A 17,859-nucleotide genomic window follows, 5' to 3' on the forward strand; every position below is an offset into this window, starting at 1 on the left:
GGTCGTTTCAGATGCTGATTTTTGAACGCTCACGCCCGGGCCGCCGTGCCACCTCACAGGCACCGCTCAGCCGCGCTGAAGCTCCCGAACTGCCAGAGCGCTTCCAGCGCCGCAGCGCCGTGCCCCTGCCAGAAGTCTCAGAGCTGGACGTCGTGCGTCACTACACGCGGCTATCGCGCAAGAACTTCTCGATTGATACTCATTTTTATCCGCTGGGCAGTTGCACCATGAAGTACAACCCCCGTGCCTGTAATAGCCTGGCGATGCTGCCGGGTTTTGCGCGCCGCCATCCGCATGCGCCGGAAAGTCATAGCCAGGGGTTCATGGCCTGCATGTATGAACTGCAGGAAATGCTCATGGAAGTCACCGGCATGAAACGTGTTTCGTTAACGCCGATGGCGGGTGCCCAAGGTGAGTTTGCGGGTGTGGCGATGATTCGTGCCTATCATCAGTCGCGCGGCGACACTGGCCGCACCGAGATCATCGTGCCGGATGCTGCGCATGGTACCAATCCCGCCACCGCCACCATGTGCGGTTTCAATGTGCGTGAGATCCCTACGGATGAGACCGGTGATGTGAATATGGATGCCCTGCGTGAGGCTGTGGGCCCGCAAACCGCCGGTATTATGCTCACTAACCCGTCAACCGTCGGCGTCTTTGAGCGCCGCATCGCTGAGATCGCTGCGCTGATCCATGAGGCCGGTGGTTTGTTGTATTACGACGGCGCTAACCTCAATGCCATTTTGGGCAAGGTGCGTCCTGGCGATATGGGTTTTGATGTGATTCACATGAATCTTCATAAAACCTTCTCCACGCCGCATGGCGGGGGAGGGCCGGGTGCCGGTGCGGTGGGCGTCAGTGAACGACTCAAGCCCTTTGTGCCGCTGCCCATCATCGACAAGAATGGCGAGAACTATTGTTGGCTCACGGAAAAAGACCTGCCGCAAAGCATCGGTCGCTTGTCGGGGTTTGCCGGTAATGCCGGGGTATTACTCCGGGCGTACGTCTATATGCGCTTGCTGGGCCGTGAGGGCATGCCCCGCGTTGCCGAATTCTCAACGCTGAATGCCAATTATCTGATGGCGCGCCTGCGCGAGGTAGGTTTTGATTTGGCTTTCCCACAGCGGCGGGCAACGCATGAGTTTATTATCACGCTTAAGCGTCAGGCCAAAGAAGATGGGGTGACGGCCATGGATGTGGCCAAGCGCTTGTTGGATTTTGGGTTCCATGCACCCACCACCTATTTCCCGCTCTTGGTGCCCGAGTGTTTGCTGATCGAGCCGACTGAGACCGAAAGCAAGGAAACCCTAGATGCCTTTGTCGAAGCGATGGCGACGATTCTCGAGGAGTCGCGCAATGATCCCGAGAAGTTGCGTGGGGCGCCTTACACTTTGCCCAATCGCCGCTTTGACGAAGTGCGTGCGGCTAAAGAGTTGGATGTGGCCTGGGCAGCTCAGGAAGGCGAAAACGCCTAAAAAACCGGCGACGGAATAACTCGGCTCATGCTAGGCTTTTGCCACCCCAAAAAAGGAAGGAGGCAATAATGAAAAAAGCACTAATCATCGCCGGGTTGGCTTTAGGTCTGAGTTCGGCGCAGGCCAGCAGCCCGCTTATGAACATGAGCGTCATGACGCTGGATACGGCGACACAACTCGCGCAAGCCACCATTGAAGCCTGCCGTGAAGAAGGCGTGAATGTCGCCGTCACCGTCGTCGATCGTGGTGGTAATGTGCAGGTCGTGCTGCGCGACACCCTGGCGGTGGATCTGACCCTGGAAATCAGCAAGCAGAAGGCCTACACGGCCATGTCATTCAACATGCCGCTGTCGCAAATGGAAGATCGCTTCACCAAGCCCTTCCAAGTCGGTAAGGTCGATGGCATCGTGTTTTCCGCCGGTGGGATTCCGGTGCATGCCGCTGGCCGTATTATCGGTGGGGTGGGCGTGAGTGGCGCCCCCTCGGGCGCGACCGACGAAGCCTGTGCAGTCAAGGGCCTAGAGTCCATTCAAATGGACCTGGAGATGGCCGGTCCCTAAAACCGCATTTGTAGGTTGGCGTTAAGACCCCAGGCGGTTTGCCGGCTGGGGTCTTCGTCTTTTTGGGGCCAGTAATGACCCACTTGGACCTCGCCAATGACCCAGTCTTTGTAGACCGGTTGGCGATATCCGGCAATCAGAGCGTATTCTCGAAGGGTGACTTTCTCTCGGGTGTTGCCAAAGGCCAGGGCGTCCAGCCACAGATCTCTGTCGCGGCCCAGATTTTTGATGGGGCCCGAGGCGGTAATCCAATCCCAACCGTCTTTTTTGCGGCTTACTGTGGTGGAGTTGCGCGAGCGCAGGGCAATGCGATCGGTTGCAAGATAGCCCAGATTCACGGTGGTGGTAGCGCCCAAGCCACGGTCCGCATCGACAAAAAAGGTTTCGGCGAAGCTGATGTAGGTCGACTCTGTGGGCTCCCAAGCCGTCTCATAGCGTGCTTGCGCGTAGACATTGAGGCCGCTGCGAACACCAATGCGAAAGGAGACCTGATCATTTAGGGCTTTACCGATGCCCCCAAAAAACCGCCGTTGTGAGTCTTCAGCGACGCCGCGAGCGCTTTGTTGTTCGCGCAAACTGTCGGGCCTGTCGGTGATAAAGTCATCTTCGGTCTCGCGGCCGAAGAACAAGTCGACATTCGGTAAACGGGCGCTGAGGCTAAAACGTAAAGAGGCGTTGCTGCCATCGTCCTCTCGCCAAGAGATGCCTGGAGATACGCTACCGCTGACGCGTCCACCCTCATCAAAAGGCTGATCGCCAAACCAGCTATTGACATTGCGGGCCAGCCACAGCGCGCTGCGGCTTAGCTGATCTTGGGTGGAATCCAGTAGGCTGAGCTCGAGCGCATTCTCGAAGCGGCTCTCCTCTTGAGCGAGCACGGGCAGCGATACCATCGCGGCTAACCCCACAACCCAAATCCATAGGCGACGTTTTTGACGAATCACACAACCCCCTTAAGGGGTTATCATCGGCAAAGCTTTCGTTTTTGGCAAGCTAAAGTCGATCTCTTGGCTTTAGTTTGTGAGGCAGGTCACCATGCTTTCGGCGAGGTTTTCCAACAGCCGGAAGTAGCTATCGGGGCTCGTGGGTAACTCGGCGCCCAAAGGATCGAGTACGCCGCTGCGCGCAGTGGTTCCCTCGGTCAGGGTGCGCACAATGCGTGGCTCAAACTGCGGTTCGCTAAAGACACAAATCGCATCAGAGCCAACGATACGTTGGCGCAATTCGCGCACGCGCTGCGCCCCCGGGGCGCGCGATGGATCTACGGTAATGGAGCCTGCGGGGGTTAAGCCGTAATGGTGTTCAAAGTACTGGTAGGCATCGTGAAAGACGATGAAGGGGCGGTCACCAATGGCGCTCAGCTGACTGCGCAAAGAGGCATCAAGGGTTTGCAAGCGCTCAAGCAAAGCCTCGGCGTTGGCGGCATAGCTTGGCGCATTGCTCGGATCGCGCTCGCTCAGTGTATCGCGCGTCTGGCGGACGATGGCAGCGGCATTATCTGGCGATAGCCAGATATGCGCATCTTTCTCAACGTGTTGCGCATGGCCGTGGTCATGACCATGATTATGATCGTGCCCGTGGTTGTGGCCATGGTTGTGATCGTCCCCATGCCCGTGATCGTGCTTGTCCCAAATGCCCCCCTCACGAGTGGGCAGTAAGGTCATACCAGGCGCTTTCATGAGGCTGACTTGGGTGACGCCGCCCGGCACAGATTGCAGGGGGCGCTCCATGACAGACTCTAACTCAGGACCCACCCAGATAATCACATCTGCCGCCTGCAAGGCGCGCATATCCGAAGGGCGCAAGGCATAATGGTGGGGCGAGGCGCCGGGTGGGATCAAAAGCGTGGGTTCGCCCACGCCTTGCATCACGCCGGAGACCAAATGATGCACCGGGGCAATGCTAACGACAACGCGAGGCGCTGACCAAGCCATCACGGGAGCAAGCATGAGCGAGACGAGTGCAGCGACTAATACGAAGCGACGCATGATTTTGATCCTGTCGGTAATGATGAAGATGAGCAATGGTATACTATAACGTTTCAGATAGCGCAAGAGAGATTTGGCCGTATGTCGGTTAGCCCGCAAAGCAGTCTTATTGGGGCTCAAGCCATGGGCCTTGAGCTGGGTGGGCGCCGCATTCTGGAACAGGTCTCCCTGAGTATTCAGCCTGGGCAAATCACCACCGTGATCGGCCCCAATGGAGCGGGTAAGACGTGTTTGTTGCGCGTTCTACTGGGCTTGCAAGCGCCCACTGAAGGCGCCGTCAAGCGGCGTCGCGGGCTACGGATTGGCTACATGCCACAACGCATACAAATTGATCCGGTACTGCCGATCACCGTGGCACGCTTCCTGACTTTGGGCGGCGCGGTGCCCAAATCCAGACAGCTGGAAGTCCTGCGCGAGGTAGGGGTGGGGCACCTGCTGAAACAGCCGGTACAGTCGGTCTCCGGCGGCGAGATGCAACGCGTGCTGCTGGCTAGAGCGCTACTGCGCGAGCCGCAACTACTGGCTTTGGATGAGCCGGCGCAAGGCCTGGATGTGGCTGGCCAGGGCGAAGTGTTTCAGTTGATTGAGGGGCTGCGCGATCGTTATGGTTGCGGTGTGTTGATGGTCTCTCATGAGCTGCATTTGGTGATGGCGGCGGCCGACGAAGTCGTCTGTTTGAATCAACATATTTGCTGCACGGGCCGCCCGGATGTGGTGACCCGGGATCCTGCCTACCTGCGTTTGTTTGGCCCGACCTTGCCTGAGGGTGTGGCGATTTATACCCACCACCACGATCATCGCCATGATCTGCAGGGCGAGGTGGTCTGCGAGCATAATCACCACCATGGATGAGTTTATTGTTCGCGCTTTGATCGGCGGCTTGATGGTTGCCGCGGTGGCCGGTCCGCTGGGCTCATTCGTGGTCTGGCGGCGCATGGCTTATTTCGGCGATACGCTGGCGCACTCGGCTTTGCTGGGCGTGGCCCTGGGCTTTCTCATCGGCATTAGCACCAATATCACGGTGATTGTGCTGTGCGTGGCATTAGCTTTGTTGTTGGTCTTGCTGCAGGGGCAGCGGCGGTTGGCTTCAGATACGCTGTTGGGGATTTTGGCGCATAGCTCGCTGTCCTTGGGCTTGGTTGTTTTGTCTTTTATGGAAGGACTGCGCGTTGACCTCTTTGCCTACTTGTTCGGCGATATTCTCGCCGTGACTTGGGGTGATGTGGGTTGGATGCTGATTGGCGGCTCGGTGGCCCTGGTATTGCTGTTATTGCTTTGGCGCCCGTTATTGGCGCTGACTGTGCATGAGGATTTGGCGCGGGTAGAGGGACAGCCGGCTCAGTGGATTAGTTTGGGCTTTATGCTGTTGATCGCTTTGGTCATTGCCGTTGCGATGAAAGTGGTGGGGATCTTGCTCATCACCTCTTTGCTGATTATTCCCGCTGCCACCGCCCGGCGGTTTGCGCGCACGCCCGAACAAATGGGGCTGATCGCGGCGATCTTGGGCATGCTGGCAGTGTTAGGCGGGATTGGTGGCTCCTTGCATTGGGATACCCCCACGGGACCGTCAATCGTGGTTGCTGCTGCGGCTTTGTTTGCAGCGATCTCGCTGATTCCTCGTCGCGATTAACCCCATCACAATTCACCCCGACGCGATTAAATGCGGCGCTCCAACAACAAAAAGCTGTAGGGGTAGGTATTTTTAGGATCGGCAGGATGGTCTTCGCGGCTCAGTTGTTGCCAATCTTCACCCAGCGGCGGCATCCATGTGTCACCCCCAGCGAAGGCATGATCAATCAATGTCAGGTACAAACGCTGGCAACGCGGCAGCAGTTGTTGGAATAAACGGGCACCGCCAATCACGAATAGCTCGGCTTGGCGCTGTTCTTGAGTGGCCAACTCCTCGCCAAGCTGCAAGGCGGCCTCAATGTCCTGAACTACATGACAGCCCTCGACCTGATAGTCGGGGCTGCGACTGACGATGACGCTGCTGCGCCCGGGCAGCGGTCGACCGATGGATTCATAAGTATGTCGGCCCATGATCATGACGCTGTTCATGGTGATGTTTTTGAAGTGCGCCAGATCCGCCGGCAAATGCCAGGGCAGGCCGTTTTCCGCGCCGATCAAACGATTTCTATCCATGGCCACAATGGCCGACAGCGGCAGACTCATATCGCCACCGGGGCTTTGATGTGGGGATGGGCTTGATAGCCCTCCAGCTGGATGTCATCAAAGCCAAAGGCAAATAGGTCGCGCACCTCGGGATTCAGCACCAATCGCGGCAATGGGAAGGGCGTGCGGCTTAGCTGTTCTTTGGCCTGCTCGAGGTGATTGGAATACACATGCACATCGCCGAAGGTATGTACAAAGTCACCCGGCTGCAGATCCGTGACCTGAGCGATCATGTGCGTTAATAGGGCGTAAGAGGCGATGTTAAAAGGGACACCCAAGAATATATCGGCGCTGCGTTGATAGAGCTGGCATGACAGGCGGCCATCGGCCACGTAAAACTGAAATAGGCAATGGCAGGGCGCCAGCGCCATGCGCCCGGCTTCGGCGTTATCTTGTGGGGATTGTGACTCATCGGGCAGATCCGCGACATTCCAAGCGCTAACAATCAATCGGCGCGAATCAGGTCGGCTGCGTATTTGTTCGAGTAGCTGTTGGATTTGGTCGATATGGCCGCCATTGGGCAAGGGCCAAGACCGCCATTGCTGGCCATAGACTGGACCCAAGTCGCCATTGTCGAGGGCCCATTCATCCCAGATGCGCACGCCGTTCTCACGCAGATAGCCAATATTGGTTTCACCGCGCAAAAACCACAGCAGTTCATGAACAATAGATTTGAGATGCAGTTTCTTGGTGGTGACCAGGGGGAAGCCCTGCGAGAGATCAAAGCGGATCTGGCGACCAAACAAAGAGCGCGTGCCGGTACCGGTGCGATCGGATTTGACATGGCCGGTGTCCACCAGCTCCCGCAGCAGATCTAAATAAACATGCATGATTCCGGGTATTCCTTACAAACGACGGTAGGCAGTGTACAGCAGCAGGCCCCCTGCCAACATCATCGGCAGGCTCAATAGCTGTCCCATGGTGAGCCATCCCAGCGCCAGATATCCCAAGTGCAGATCCGGTTCACGAACAAACTCAACCACGAAGCGGAACAGACCATAGGCCAACAGAAATACGCCAGAAACCGCGCCTATGGGGCGCGGCCTAGCGGAGAACCACCACAAGAGGATAAACAGCACGAGACCTTCTAAGCTGGCCTGATACAGCTGGCTGGGATGGCGCGGTAGTTGATCGACCATGGGAAAGATCATGGCCCAAGGCAGATCCGTGGGTCGGCCCCAAAGCTCGCCATTAATCCAATTGCCGATGCGCCCGAATCCCAGCCCCAAAGGAATCAGCGGGGCGACAAAATCCGTCAGCTTAAGAAAAGGAATCTGCCGGCTGCGGGCAAAAAACACGCAGGCCAAGACGACGCCCAGCAGGCCGCCATGAAAGCTCATGCCTCCCTCCCAAAGGCGTACCAATAACAGGGGGTCCTGTAAAAGGCTGCCGGGCTGATAAAACAGCACATAGCCAATGCGACCGCCAAGAATCACTCCAGCAACGCCAAAAAACAGCAGATCCGTGAGTTGGTCAGCATTGATCAGCGCATTGGGTTGGCGGCTTCTAATCCAACCCAGCAGCCAAAAAGCGCCAAACCCGAACAAGTACATCAGCCCGTACCAGTGCACGGCGATTGGACCGATACTCAAGGCCACCGGGTCGATAAAAGGGTGGGTAGGATACATGGCCACAGAGATTACCAGAAGCAATGGTATAAATAACCCATGAAGCCCCTTATGCGACGCCTCTTGCGGTTTGCCGCACTTGCGCCCTTATTATTGATCGGGGTGTTGCTCACGCTCACCTGGGGACGAAGCGACGCCTATCCAGGGCGCGTTTTTCGCCGCTTGATTCGTCGCTGGTATCGGGCTTTTTGCTGGGTGTGTGGGTTACAGATCCACGTATTTGGCCGGTCTTTATCAGAGCCCGCTTTGCAGGTCTCTAATCATGTTTCTTGGTTGGACATTCCCATTTTGGGGACGTGTTCGGATGCGGACTTTTTGTCTAAATCGGAGGTGCGTCACTGGCCTTTGGTGGGATGGTTGTCCTCGCGTGTCGGGACTTTGTTTATTCGTCGTGGGGAACACGGCGAAGCACAGGCAATGCGCCAGCAAATCAGCCACCGTCTAGCCCAAGGTGAGACCGTGCATGTGTTTCCGGAGGGGACCACCACTGATGGTCAGCAAGTACGGCGCTTTCATCATCGGTTGTTTGCAGCCGCTGCTGATACCTCGCGGCCCGTGCAACCGGTTGCTTTGGTGTATCCGCCTGATCCCCAGCGACTCAACGATCCGGCCTTTATCGATGACGCGGCTTTACTGCCCCATGCTTGGGGTCTTCTGGGCGAGCGTAGGGTGCGCGTTGAGGTGCATTTCTTGCCGCCTTTGGCGGCTATGGAGCAGGCGCGGGAATTGAGTCGCTCTGCTGAGCAGGTTATCTCAGGGTGTCTTTCGCAGCGACTTAACCGCGAGGTTTGAGCGCTTGAGCACAGTCGGTCTGGATGGGTTTGGGTTTTTTCTTATCCAGGCGCACCAGGGTCATACTGCGACCCCACACACAGCCGGTATCCAGGGTTAAAACGCCTTCGCGCTCGCCGTAACCCAGCGTTGACCAGTGCCCTACTACCAAGCGCAAATCGCGGCTGGCGCGCCCAGGAACAGCGAACCATGGCATGAGACGCTTGGGCTGGTCTCCCGGGACGTCTTTGCAGTCCAGATCCAGTTCGCCATTTTTGTCACAGTAGCGCATGCGCGTGCAGCAATTGATGGTAAAGCGCAGTCGATCCCAACCGCTGCGCTCGGGGTCCCAAAGCGCCGGCTGATTGCTATACATATTGCCCAGTAGCACCTGTGGTTCCGGTCCCGCCAACAGTCGTTCTACCGCCGCCGCCTCTTCCAAAGCCGTGGCCAAGTCCCATTGCGGGGGCAGTCCAGCATGCACCATGGTCCATCCCAAGCTCTCATCATGGTGGATCAGGGATTGGCGGCGCAGCCAGTCCATCAGCTCACCGCGGCGAGGGCTAAATAAGATGTCGTCCACCGTGTCGCGGCGGCGGGACTTTTGTAGGCCATAATGTACCGCCAGCAGATGCAAATCGTGGTTACCCAAAACGCAAACCGCAGCATCCCCCAGATCGCGCACGAATTCCAGGCACTCCAGCGACTGTGGCCCGCGATTGACCAAATCGCCCACCAACCAGAGTCGGTCGACAGTCGGGTCAAACGTGACTTTATCCAGTAGGCGCAACAGGGGGTCCAAGCAACCTTGCAGGTCGCCCACCGCATACACTGCCATTAGGAGGGGACCGCCTGCGTGGATTTTTCCAGCTGAATACAGCGAAACCAGCCGCCAAGCAGCGAAGGTTCATCGCGAATCACGGCCAGTTCAGGACGTTTTTTCAGCAAGTATTCAAAGACCACATCGGTGCGCGTGGCGATGGGACGCAAAACAAAACCCAAAAGACGTCGCAAAGGCGCACTATCACCCGGCTTTAAAAACTTGTCTGCGACCAGCAGGCGTCCGCCGGGCTTGAGGACTCGCGAGGCCTCTGCTAAGGCTTTATCGGGGTCGCTGACGACGGCCAAGATGGTGTGCAGGATGACGACATCGAACTGCTCATCAGTAAAGGGCAAATCCATGGCATTGCCTTCGCGCAGTTCAATCGAAATGTCCAAGGCTTGTGCCCGCAATCGCGCTTTTTCCAGCATGGCTGGCGTTAAATCCAGCCCGTAGTAATGGGCTCCATTAGGAAGGTGGGGTAGGTCTAAACCTGTGCCGATACCAATCATGAGCACATATTGGTCAAGGACATCGCCGAGGTTTGCCAAGCTTTGGCGACGCAGTTCCTGTGTCGGTTTTTCCACCAGTCGATCGTAGATCGGGGCCCAGAGGGTATAGGCAAAACGCATGATGCATTGGCTCCCATGTTTGAGGCGCAAAGGCTAAAGCAAAAGCGCGCAAGATGTTAGACTTCCCAACACTATGCTACGCAAACTTATCCTTACTTTAACAGTGGCTATTCCGTTTTTCGGTTTGGCTTTTCTCCTGACAGGGCCGCCGCCCAGCGCCCATCACGAGAATTTGCCGTGGCAGATCGAGATCAGCCCCGAGGGTCGCAGTACGGTTTTTGGGGTAGAACTAGAATCAACGCCGCTACAAAGTCTGCGTGAGCAGCTGCGCCTAGTGCCGAGTATGGCGCTGTTTGTTATGCCCGATGGCAGCAAACGCCTCGAAGCCTATTTTGGCTCGGTGAAACTGGGGCCATTTGAGGCCAACTTGCTGGCGGTGCCGGCTGCCGATGCATCCTTGTTAGAGGGGTTTGCAGCTCGTGCCGTGTCCAGTCGGCCCACTCCCAGCGGTGCGCGGCGTCTGAGTTTGAACGATGAAGATGCTCGAGCGGTGCTCGATCTGCCGGTGCGCGAACTATCGTACGTGCCGCGGGCGCGCTATGACGATGCCGAAGTGCGTCGCCGCTTTGGTGAGCCGGTGCAAATGCTGCCCATCGGTGATGAGCGACGGTATTACCTTTATCCGCAGAGGGGGTTAGTGGTGGTGCTCAATAGCCGCGGTCGCGACGTGCTGCACTATGTGGCGCCCAGACACTTTGACGCTCTCACGGGACGCATTATGGCTGGCGAGACGCTGCTGCGCTCGGTTACGGCTGAGTAAAGGTATCCGGGCCGTAACCGCCCTGCTTAATCAGATAAGCGCGAAGCTGGGCCGGGAAATCGTCGGGAACAGACTTTGTTACGTCATCGCGCGCCAGCAGTGATTGCGTCCAGGCGGCCAGTTTAGGGTACTCATCCGCCTCATACAGCAGATGCCACTCATTCATTAATTGATAGCGCATTAACAGAGGCGCTATGGCGGCGTCCACCAGCGACAGCGTTGATCCGGCAAAATAGGGCCCATCGCCGAGCTGGTCTTCGAGTTGTTGCAGCTGACGCGTGATCACAGCCAGATGGCGCTCAAAGTCTTCTTGAGTCTTCGCAGTCATTAAATCGTATTGCGAAAAAATACATTCCGAGCCAAAAGCAATCCACGCGCGATGTCTGGCGCGCTCTAAAGCATCGGCCGGCATCAGACACGGCTCGGTGATTTCATCTAGGAATTCGTTGATGACGGCTGACTCAAATAGCCAGGTTTTGCCGTCTACCTCCAGCGCTGGCACTTTGCCCAGGGGAGAGACCTTAAGAAACCACGCGGGTGGGTTCTCAAGATCGATAAGTTCTAGAGAAAATTCTGCCCCTTTGTGACGCAGTGTGATGATGCTGCGCTGCACGAAGGGGCAGATTTCAAAGCTGATCAGCCGAAGCTGCATGACTTTAGGTGCGCTCGCCAATCCATTTGCCGATCGCCGGTGGCACGGTCTTTTGTGCCTTGCCGCTGACATAGATGCCGATATGGCCACCCGGGAACGACAGCTCGGTATAGTCCTTGGTGCCCACTTTGCCGGCCAGTGCCTTGGAGGCATCGGGCGGGACCAGGTGATCTTGTTCAGCAAATACGTTCAGTACTGGCATGCTGACGTTCTTCAGATCGACATCGTAGTCACCAATACGCAGACCACCCGTCACCAGCTTGTTCTGCTGGAAGAAGTCCTTTAGGAACTGGCGATAGGTTTCGCCGGCCTGGTCGGGGCTGTCGAAAATCCATTTTTCCATGCGCAGGAAGTTATCTATCTTGTCTTTGTCCTGCAGCACCTCGACCATATCCAAATACTTCTGACCCATCAGCTGATAGGGCTTGAGGTTAAGGAAAGTCCAGTTGAGCAGTTCGCCTGGGATATTTCCCATGGTATCCACCAGCATGTCGACATCCACATGTTTGACCCAGTGGGCCAGCATGTTGTCCGGCGTGTTGAAGTCGACCGGGGTCACCATGGTGACCAGATTGGCGACTTTTTCGGGGTGCATGGCGCTGTAGCACAGGCTGAACGTACCACCCTGGCAAATACCCAGTAGGTTAACCTTGTCGATGTCATGGCGCTCACAGATGACATCAATGCAGCGATCTAGATAACCATTGAGATAATCATCGATGGTTAGGAAGTTATCGCCGCGATCTGGGTAACCCCAGTCGATGAGATACACATCCATACCGGCTTCCAGCAGACCCTGAACCATGGAGCGGTTCTCTTGCAGGTCGGTCATGTAGGGGCGGTTGACCAAAGCATAAACAATCAGCAACGGCACCTTATTTTGCACCACACCGGTCTTAGGCTGAAAGCGATAAAGGGTGAGCTTATCTTCGCGATAGATGGCTTCCTTGGGCGTTACGCCGGTAGGAATATCATCGGCCTCGGAGAGGTTTTGCAGGCCCTTGCCCAGCTTTTGTTGGAAGTTGGAGATTTCTTCCAACAGCTGATCGGGGCGAATATTGACGGACTGAATCATGATCGATGGCTCCTATTAACCCTTGGCTGCCGGTTTCTGGGCGCTGGTGGTGGATGATTTGCTACCGGATCCCGCGCTACTGCTGGCAGGTTTGCTGGCGGCAGGTTTGCTGGCGGCAGGAGTCGTGCTGCTGGAAGCGCTTGCTGCGGTTTTTTGTGCCTTGGTCAGCTTATGCAGCTGACTTTTCATGCGAAACATCTCGCGACGGCTTTCCTGCAGGCGTTCATGCAAGGTGTTGACCTCGCGGCGGGTCGGCATATTCAAGCTCTCCGCCACCTCGTCGGTGATGGTGGATCCGTGTTTTTTCACGGCCATCAAACGGTTAATCATCTCGCCGTAGACGCGCGCATATTCCTCGGACATGGCAAACTCGCCATAGACTTCCTCGGCCACATCGACCCAGACGTCATAAAAGCCGCGAGCGGAGTTGATCGGTGTTTCCTTCTCCGCGATGTCTTCGAGGCGGGCACGGAAGCGCTCAATGGTGTCTAAGCCGACTTGAGCGAAAGCCGTTTGATACTGCTGCGAAGCCTGCTGGTAGTCGAGAATTAATTTGCCCAAGTGCTGATACTGTTCTTGGGACTCACGAGTATATCCAACGCCTGGAACCGACAAGAAGCGGTCCATTTGTTCCTTGGCAGCATCACCGTAGGGCATCTCGGGGCGCAGCGCCTGCATGAAATCACCTGGCATCGGCATGAAGTTGGACACGACGCGATTCCAAGTATCCATGGGCATTTTCCAGAAGGCGTTCAGATCTTTGCCAGGCACCTGACCAACAGACATCGCCTGAAAGCCTTGGGTCATTTGATCCAGCCACTGATTGACGGCGTTCATGGGGTTGCCGTTGTCCGCGCTAGCACCCTGGAACAGCTTTTCTGCGGTAGTGAAAAAGCTACGACCGATGTCCATCATGGGTTGGGCGTAGGGGCGGGTGGCTTCTGGTAGGTTGCCGCCAGCGATTTTCCACCACTGATCAACAGCGTCAGACCAGGCCGGCGCTCCGGGCTGGCTCATGGCCTTGCGGCTCATGTCCATCCAGGCGTCCCAATAGGTTTTCTGCGCTTGCAGCCAATCATCAGCGCTGAAGTTTTTGGATTCGGACATCGGGTACTCTCCTCAAGATGTTCTAAAGTGATCCCTTAAAATTCGATTTTTTGGGATCTGAATACATAGCATATCACAGGATTGTGCGGTGCAGCAAAATCATTAATTCATGCGTCATGTCTTGGTTTTGCACCCCCGCCTTCTGGTATAAACCCCAAACTAAAGCCAGATAAACGTGGGCGACCCGCCCCTGCAGGAGACTCAGCATGGAATCCATCGTTATTGTCAGTGCCGCGCGTACCCCTGTTGGCAGCTTCGGAGGCTCATTGTCTCAGGTGCCTGCCTCAACCTTGGGAGCGCATGTCATTAAAGCTCTGCTCGAGCGCAGTGGTGTTAAGCCTGATCAGGTCAATGAAGTCATCCTGGGACAAGTGCTGCAGGCAGGTGTGGGTCAGAATGCGGCGCGTCAAGCAGCGATTGAAGCTGGTTTGCCGCACACCAGCGCCGCTTATACGATCAACAAAGTCTGTGGCAGCGGCCTAAAAGCAGTGCAATTGGCTTGGCATGCAGTGATGGCGGGCGATGCGGATATCGTCATCGCTGGTGGCCAGGAGAATATGTCGGCCTCTCCGCATGCGCTGCCGCGCTCTCGCCAGGGACAAAAAATGGGTGACTGGAAGCTGGTCGACACCATGATTAAGGATGGGCTGTGGTGCGCCTTTAATGACTTCCATATGGGGACGACCGCAGAAAATGTCGCCGGTGAATACGCTATCAGTCGTGATGATCAAGATCAGTTTGCAGCGCAGTCGCAGCAACGCGCTGAAGCGGCGCAAAAAGCCGGTTATTTTAAGGACGAAATCGCACCCATCGAGGTGCCCGGCCGTAAACGTGGCGAGACCGTGGTATTTGATACCGATGAGTTCCCGCGTCATGGCACAACCGCTGAGTCATTGTCCAAACTGCGCCCAGCATTCAGTAAAGAGGGCTCTGTGACTGCCGGTAATGCTTCCGGCATTAACGATGGGGCGGCAGGTGTTCTGGTTATGCGTGAGTCGCGCGCTAAAGAACTGGGGCTGAAGCCGCTGGCCCGGCTGGTGGCTTTCTCGGCGGCCGGCGTGGATCCACGTATCATGGGCACCGGCCCCATTCCGGCGACCACCCAATGTTTGGAACGAGCCGGTTGGAAACCTTCAGATTTAGATTTGGTGGAGGCCAACGAAGCCTTTGCTGCTCAGGCAATCGCGGTGAATAAATCCATGGGCTGGGATTTGTCGAAAGTGAACGTCAGTGGCGGGGCGATCGCGATTGGTCACCCTATTGGCGCTTCCGGCGCGCGCGTGCTGGTGACTTTGCTGCACGGCATGCAGCGTTTGAATGCCCAACGTGGCTTGGCGACGCTTTGTATCGGCGGCGGTCAGGGTGTAGCCTTGGCCGTGGAGCTCTGCTGAGCACTATTTTATGACGATAAATATGAGGGGAGAGCCATGAGTGCAGAAGCTCGGCTGATTAAAAAGTACCCGAATCGGCGTCTGTATGATACCGAGGAAAGTCGTTATGTGACCATGGTCGATGTCCAAAAACTGGTGCGTGAGAATATGCCAGTGAAAGTAGTGGACAGCCAATCGGGGGAGGACATCACGCGCGGTATCTTGATCCAGATTATTACCGAACAGGAAACCGGCGGTGAGCCGTTATTCACTACCGATATGCTGCTGCGTTTTATCCGCTTCTATGACGAGGCGGTGCATGAGGCATTTTCTGGATATCTGGATCACAGTCTCAAGTTCTTCGCTGATCAGCAGCGCGATTTCAACCAGCGTATGGGCGAGATCGTGGGGGGTAAAGCTGCCTGGGATATGGCGGAGATGACGCGCCGAAACATGTCTTTCTGGCAGGATATGCAGTCAGAGTTTTTCCGCGCGGCGGGCTTGGCCGGTAAGCCTGACGACAAGTCAAAGCCCGAAGACGACAAATAAATTTAAACGTTTCACAGAACAACAGAACAGGAGTCTGAAAATCGTGAGTAAGCGCATCGCATTAGTGACTGGGGGTACCGGAGGTATTGGTAGCGAGATCTGCCGTAAATTAGCTGAGGCGGGCCATGAGGTTGTGGCCAATTATTTGCCTGCCCTGCAGGCCGAAGCCGAAGCTTGGCAAAAGCAGATGGCCGATGAGGGTCTGAATATGCACATTGCTGCTGGTGATGTGTCCTCATTTTCTTCCTGTGAGGAGATGATCAAGGATATCGAGGGTCGCGTTGGGCCAGTCGACATTCTGGTGAACTGTGCCGGCATCACGCGTGATAAGACCCTGCGTAAGATGGAAGAAAAGCAGTGGACTGATGTTATTAACATCAACCTTAACAGCGTCTTTAATGTCACCCGCCATCTGGTTGAAGGTATGACCAATCGCGGTTGGGGTCGGATTGTCAATATTTCCTCGGTGAATGGTCAGCGCGGTCAGTTTGGCCAGGCCAACTATTCAGCAGCCAAAGCCGGTATGCATGGATTTACCATGGCAGTGGCTCAGGAGACTGCGGCCAAGGGTGTCACGGTCAATACGGTTTCGCCGGGCTACACATCAACAGCCATGACCGACGCTATGCCCGAAGATGTGCGTAATGCCATCGTCGCACAGGTCCCAGCCGGCCGAATGGGCACGGTGCAGGATATCGCCTTTGCAGTGACCATGTTGTGTGACGAGCAGGCCGGTTATATTACGGGTGCCAACATTCCGGTCAATGGCGGTTTGTTTATTTCGTTCTAAACAAATATCCGCATTTGATGCTAAGAAATGGGCCCTTTGGGGCCCATTTTTATGGCGAGCGAAGAGTCGCAATCCCTCCAAGGCCATGTTATTCTCGCACGCAGTTTGGGGATTTGAGGGGGGTTTATGCCCACGATGAGGCTGAACCTAAAATTCTTGATGGTTTGTGTGGCGCTGGGAATGATCGCCACGGCTCTCTACCCCCCAATACTTTCTGGTTTCGTTCCCTCCAAAAATGGCGTGTCTGAGCAACTGACTCCGCTGGCTTTGCCGGTCGGTGTAGACGACATGCTGCTAGATACCGAGTTTGGCGACCATACCTCTTATGAAACCTTTGTCCTTGACGAAGACGATTTGGTCATCAGCGAGGGTGATGTTGTCTGGGAAGAGTATCGCTTCCGTCAGGGTGATCGTCTCTCGACTTTGTGGGTTCGCGATTGGGGCCTGCCGCAGGCAACTCTGTATCGGCTGCTGGCTGATCGCGATGATGCGCGAATTCTCAACCGCATACGCCCCGGGCAGCTGATTGAATGGCGGGTCGATGATGAAGGCTATCTGACCCATTTGCGGATCTGGGCCAATCGTACTTCGGGTGTGGAGTGGGAACGCGAGGCCGAGGGATGGGATTTTGCGCGCAGTGAGGTGGCCACTCGGGGTGAAGTGTCACAGATGGTCATCACCGCTACCATCGACCGCAGTGTCTCCGAAGCCTTATCTCAGTTTGCAGAATTGACGCCGCGCTCAGTAGCCGCTTTGGCTGTTTTGATTGATCGCCATCTGCCGGTTCGTGATCGCGCCCGCAGTGGAGACAGTTTTACGCTGTTGGTGGAACAGGAAATCTTGCCCGGTGATCGTGAGCCGCTGGAATTCCGACTGCTGGCGTTTGAATACAACGGCCAATTGATTCGCGTCAGCGCCGCTCGTCACAGTAATGGGCGCTTTTATCGGCCTGATGGTGAAGGGTTATTGCCACCCTTTGATCGTCGACCCTTTGCCGGCGAGCATCGCCTTACCTCGCATTTCAATTTGCGCCGGCGTCACCCGGTGACCGGGCGTGTTGCCCCGCACTATGGCACGGACTGGGCCATGCCCATCGGGACCCCCATTTTGGCCCCCGCCGATGGCCGGGTGACGCGCGTGGAAACCCATCCCGTTGCGGGGCGCTTTATTGTCATCGAGCATGGCCAGGGTTACAGCACGCGGTATTTGCACCTAAGTCGCTCCTTGGTGCGTCCGGGGCAACGGGTGACGCGAGGTGAGCGCATTGCCTTGTCGGGCAATACCGGGCGAAGCACCGGGCCGCATCTGCATTATGAGCTGCATATCGGTGGCCGAGCGGTGAATGTCATGCGCGCCGAGCTTCCCACTAGCGAGCGCTTGACCGGTGAGGAACTGGAACAATTCAAACACAGCAGCAGCGAGATGTTGGCTCAAGTACAACAGGGTCGTGAGATGGGGCCAATCGCGATGTTACCGTTTGCTGAGCAGGCCATGTAAACTGCGGTCTGTT

19 protein-coding genes and 1 pseudogene are annotated in these 17,859 nt (G+C 56.3%); 10 read left to right on the plus strand and 10 right to left on the minus strand.

Features of this window, described 5'->3' with window-relative positions; all coding sequences use genetic code 11:
- Positions 1–11 precede the first annotated feature (11 nt).
- Complete coding sequence (gene gcvPB, locus CKX93_RS06935) at positions 12–1,475, plus strand: aminomethyl-transferring glycine dehydrogenase subunit GcvPB (RefSeq protein WP_076756002.1); 1,464 nt, start codon at positions 12–14, stop codon at positions 1,473–1,475.
- A 68-nt stretch (positions 1,476–1,543) separates the two neighbouring features.
- Positions 1,544–2,035 carry a GlcG/HbpS family heme-binding protein gene (locus tag CKX93_RS06940; RefSeq protein WP_076756003.1) on the plus strand — a complete coding sequence of 164 codons (492 nt, stop codon included), beginning with the start codon at positions 1,544–1,546 and terminating at the stop codon, positions 2,033–2,035.
- Here CKX93_RS06940 and CKX93_RS06945 read toward each other — a convergent pair.
- Both CKX93_RS06945 and znuA read right to left on the minus strand, forming a co-directional pair.
- Positions 2,032–2,928, minus strand: a complete 897-nt coding sequence (locus CKX93_RS06945) for a hypothetical protein (RefSeq protein WP_076756228.1) — start codon at positions 2,926–2,928, stop codon at positions 2,032–2,034. The genes CKX93_RS06940 and CKX93_RS06945 overlap by 4 nt on opposite strands.
- A 120-nt stretch (positions 2,929–3,048) precedes the next feature.
- Positions 3,049–4,023, minus strand: a complete 975-nt coding sequence (znuA, locus tag CKX93_RS06950; RefSeq protein ID WP_076756229.1) for a zinc ABC transporter substrate-binding protein ZnuA — start codon at positions 4,021–4,023, stop codon at positions 3,049–3,051.
- A gap of 81 nt (positions 4,024–4,104) precedes the next feature.
- Between znuA and znuC the strand changes: the two genes are divergently transcribed.
- Complete coding sequence (znuC, locus tag CKX93_RS06955) at positions 4,105–4,875, plus strand: zinc ABC transporter ATP-binding protein ZnuC (protein ID WP_076756004.1); 771 nt, start codon at positions 4,105–4,107, stop codon at positions 4,873–4,875.
- Positions 4,868–5,653 carry a zinc ABC transporter permease subunit ZnuB gene (gene znuB, locus CKX93_RS06960; protein WP_076756005.1) on the plus strand — a complete coding sequence of 262 codons (786 nt, stop codon included), beginning with the start codon at positions 4,868–4,870 and terminating at the stop codon, positions 5,651–5,653. The genes znuC and znuB overlap by 8 nt, the downstream gene beginning before the upstream one ends.
- 26 nt (positions 5,654–5,679) lie before the next feature.
- Here the strand turns inward: znuB and CKX93_RS06965 are convergent, their stop codons facing one another.
- The 3 genes from CKX93_RS06965 to lgt are packed head-to-tail and all read right to left on the minus strand — an operon-like array spanning position 5,680 to position 7,823.
- On the minus strand, positions 5,680–6,195 hold the full coding sequence (locus tag CKX93_RS06965) for a dihydrofolate reductase (protein ID WP_076756006.1): 516 nt from the start codon (positions 6,193–6,195) through the stop codon (positions 5,680–5,682).
- Complete coding sequence (locus CKX93_RS06970) at positions 6,192–7,025, minus strand: thymidylate synthase (protein WP_076756007.1); 834 nt, start codon at positions 7,023–7,025, stop codon at positions 6,192–6,194. Before CKX93_RS06970 ends, CKX93_RS06965 begins: the two co-directional genes overlap by 4 nt.
- Before the next feature lie 15 nt (positions 7,026–7,040).
- Entirely contained in the window at positions 7,041–7,823 is a 783-nt protein-coding gene (gene lgt, locus CKX93_RS06975) for a prolipoprotein diacylglyceryl transferase (RefSeq protein ID WP_076756230.1), read from the minus strand.
- Between the two features lie 39 nt (positions 7,824–7,862).
- On the opposite strand from lgt, the gene CKX93_RS06980 reads away from it, so the two are divergent.
- The gene (locus CKX93_RS06980) at positions 7,863–8,615 is read left to right on the plus strand and encodes a lysophospholipid acyltransferase family protein (protein WP_076756008.1); all 753 of its coding nucleotides are present in this window, start codon (positions 7,863–7,865) and stop codon (positions 8,613–8,615) included.
- On the opposite strand, the gene CKX93_RS06985 is transcribed toward CKX93_RS06980, so the two are convergent.
- Complete coding sequence (locus tag CKX93_RS06985; RefSeq protein WP_076756009.1) at positions 8,599–9,432, minus strand: symmetrical bis(5'-nucleosyl)-tetraphosphatase; 834 nt, start codon at positions 9,430–9,432, stop codon at positions 8,599–8,601. The two genes, CKX93_RS06980 and CKX93_RS06985, sit on opposite strands and share 17 nt — an antisense overlap.
- Positions 9,432–10,046: a class I SAM-dependent methyltransferase gene (locus CKX93_RS06990; RefSeq protein ID WP_076756010.1), complete on the minus strand. Its 615-nt coding sequence runs from the start codon at positions 10,044–10,046 to the stop codon at positions 9,432–9,434. Before CKX93_RS06990 ends, CKX93_RS06985 begins: the two co-directional genes overlap by 1 nt.
- 73 nt (positions 10,047–10,119) lie before the next feature.
- Between CKX93_RS06990 and CKX93_RS06995 the strand changes: the two genes are divergently transcribed.
- Positions 10,120–10,806, plus strand: coding sequence for a hypothetical protein (locus tag CKX93_RS06995; RefSeq protein ID WP_076756011.1), 687 nt, complete (start codon positions 10,120–10,122; stop codon positions 10,804–10,806).
- Here CKX93_RS06995 and CKX93_RS07000 read toward each other — a convergent pair.
- From CKX93_RS07000 to phaE, 3 genes are read right to left on the minus strand one after another with little or no spacing between them, the layout of a single operon-like run.
- Positions 10,793–11,458: a glutathione S-transferase family protein gene (locus CKX93_RS07000; RefSeq protein ID WP_076756012.1), complete on the minus strand. Its 666-nt coding sequence runs from the start codon at positions 11,456–11,458 to the stop codon at positions 10,793–10,795. The two genes, CKX93_RS06995 and CKX93_RS07000, sit on opposite strands and share 14 nt — an antisense overlap.
- Before the next feature lie 4 nt (positions 11,459–11,462).
- Positions 11,463–12,533: a class III poly(R)-hydroxyalkanoic acid synthase subunit PhaC gene (locus tag CKX93_RS07005; protein ID WP_076756013.1), complete on the minus strand. Its 1,071-nt coding sequence runs from the start codon at positions 12,531–12,533 to the stop codon at positions 11,463–11,465.
- A gap of 15 nt (positions 12,534–12,548) precedes the next feature.
- A complete protein-coding gene (phaE, locus tag CKX93_RS07010) occupies positions 12,549–13,640 on the minus strand; it encodes a class III poly(R)-hydroxyalkanoic acid synthase subunit PhaE (RefSeq protein WP_076756014.1) in 1,092 nt (363 codons plus the stop codon).
- Between the two features lie 206 nt (positions 13,641–13,846).
- On the opposite strand from phaE, the gene CKX93_RS07015 reads away from it, so the two are divergent.
- From CKX93_RS07015 to CKX93_RS07030, 4 genes and pseudogenes are all read left to right on the plus strand, one after another.
- Entirely contained in the window at positions 13,847–15,031 is a 1,185-nt protein-coding gene (locus tag CKX93_RS07015) for an acetyl-CoA C-acetyltransferase (RefSeq protein ID WP_076756015.1), read from the plus strand.
- A 36-nt stretch (positions 15,032–15,067) separates the two neighbouring features.
- Positions 15,068–15,559, plus strand: coding sequence for a polyhydroxyalkanoate synthesis repressor PhaR (gene phaR / locus CKX93_RS07020; protein ID WP_076756016.1), 492 nt, complete (start codon positions 15,068–15,070; stop codon positions 15,557–15,559).
- 43 nt (positions 15,560–15,602) lie between these two features.
- A complete protein-coding gene (gene phbB, locus CKX93_RS07025) occupies positions 15,603–16,349 on the plus strand; it encodes an acetoacetyl-CoA reductase (RefSeq protein ID WP_076756017.1) in 747 nt (248 codons plus the stop codon).
- Positions 16,350–16,631: 282 nt separating this feature from the next.
- Positions 16,632–17,846, plus strand: a pseudogene (locus CKX93_RS07030) (peptidoglycan DD-metalloendopeptidase family protein); the annotation flags it as partial.
- Positions 17,847–17,859: the final 13 nt, after the last annotated feature.

It is taken from the genome of Ectothiorhodosinus mongolicus (genome assembly GCF_022406875.1).
In the GTDB taxonomy this organism is placed as follows: Bacteria; Pseudomonadota; Gammaproteobacteria; order Ectothiorhodospirales; family Ectothiorhodospiraceae; genus Ectothiorhodospira; species Ectothiorhodospira mongolica.

Excerpts from the sequence above, each read along its gene's own strand:
- CKX93_RS07000 (WP_076756012.1), bottom strand. The coding sequence starts at position 11,458 with ATGCAGCTTCGGCTGATCAGCTTTGAAATCTGCCCCTTCGTGCAGCGC.
- CKX93_RS06985 (WP_076756009.1), bottom strand. The coding sequence starts at position 9,432 with ATGGCAGTGTATGCGGTGGGCGACCTGCAAGGTTGCTTGGACCCCCTG.
- CKX93_RS06965 (WP_076756006.1), bottom strand. The coding sequence starts at position 6,195 with ATGAGTCTGCCGCTGTCGGCCATTGTGGCCATGGATAGAAATCGTTTG.
- CKX93_RS06980 (WP_076756008.1), top strand. The coding sequence starts at position 7,863 with ATGAAGCCCCTTATGCGACGCCTCTTGCGGTTTGCCGCACTTGCGCCC.
- znuB (WP_076756005.1), top strand. The coding sequence starts at position 4,868 with ATGGATGAGTTTATTGTTCGCGCTTTGATCGGCGGCTTGATGGTTGCC.
- phaR (WP_076756016.1), top strand. The coding sequence starts at position 15,068 with ATGAGTGCAGAAGCTCGGCTGATTAAAAAGTACCCGAATCGGCGTCTG.
- CKX93_RS07015 (WP_076756015.1), top strand. The coding sequence starts at position 13,847 with ATGGAATCCATCGTTATTGTCAGTGCCGCGCGTACCCCTGTTGGCAGC.
- gcvPB (WP_076756002.1), top strand. The coding sequence starts at position 12 with ATGCTGATTTTTGAACGCTCACGCCCGGGCCGCCGTGCCACCTCACAG.
- lgt (WP_076756230.1), bottom strand. The coding sequence starts at position 7,823 with ATGTATCCTACCCACCCTTTTATCGACCCGGTGGCCTTGAGTATCGGT.
- CKX93_RS06995 (WP_076756011.1), top strand. The coding sequence starts at position 10,120 with ATGCTACGCAAACTTATCCTTACTTTAACAGTGGCTATTCCGTTTTTC.
- CKX93_RS06990 (WP_076756010.1), bottom strand. The coding sequence starts at position 10,046 with ATGCGTTTTGCCTATACCCTCTGGGCCCCGATCTACGATCGACTGGTG.
- CKX93_RS06940 (WP_076756003.1), top strand. The coding sequence starts at position 1,544 with ATGAAAAAAGCACTAATCATCGCCGGGTTGGCTTTAGGTCTGAGTTCG.
- CKX93_RS06945 (WP_076756228.1), bottom strand. The coding sequence starts at position 2,928 with ATGGTATCGCTGCCCGTGCTCGCTCAAGAGGAGAGCCGCTTCGAGAAT.
- znuC (WP_076756004.1), top strand. The coding sequence starts at position 4,105 with ATGTCGGTTAGCCCGCAAAGCAGTCTTATTGGGGCTCAAGCCATGGGC.
- phaE (WP_076756014.1), bottom strand. The coding sequence starts at position 13,640 with ATGTCCGAATCCAAAAACTTCAGCGCTGATGATTGGCTGCAAGCGCAG.
- CKX93_RS06970 (WP_076756007.1), bottom strand. The coding sequence starts at position 7,025 with ATGCATGTTTATTTAGATCTGCTGCGGGAGCTGGTGGACACCGGCCAT.
- CKX93_RS07005 (WP_076756013.1), bottom strand. The coding sequence starts at position 12,533 with ATGATTCAGTCCGTCAATATTCGCCCCGATCAGCTGTTGGAAGAAATC.
- znuA (WP_076756229.1), bottom strand. The coding sequence starts at position 4,023 with ATGCGTCGCTTCGTATTAGTCGCTGCACTCGTCTCGCTCATGCTTGCT.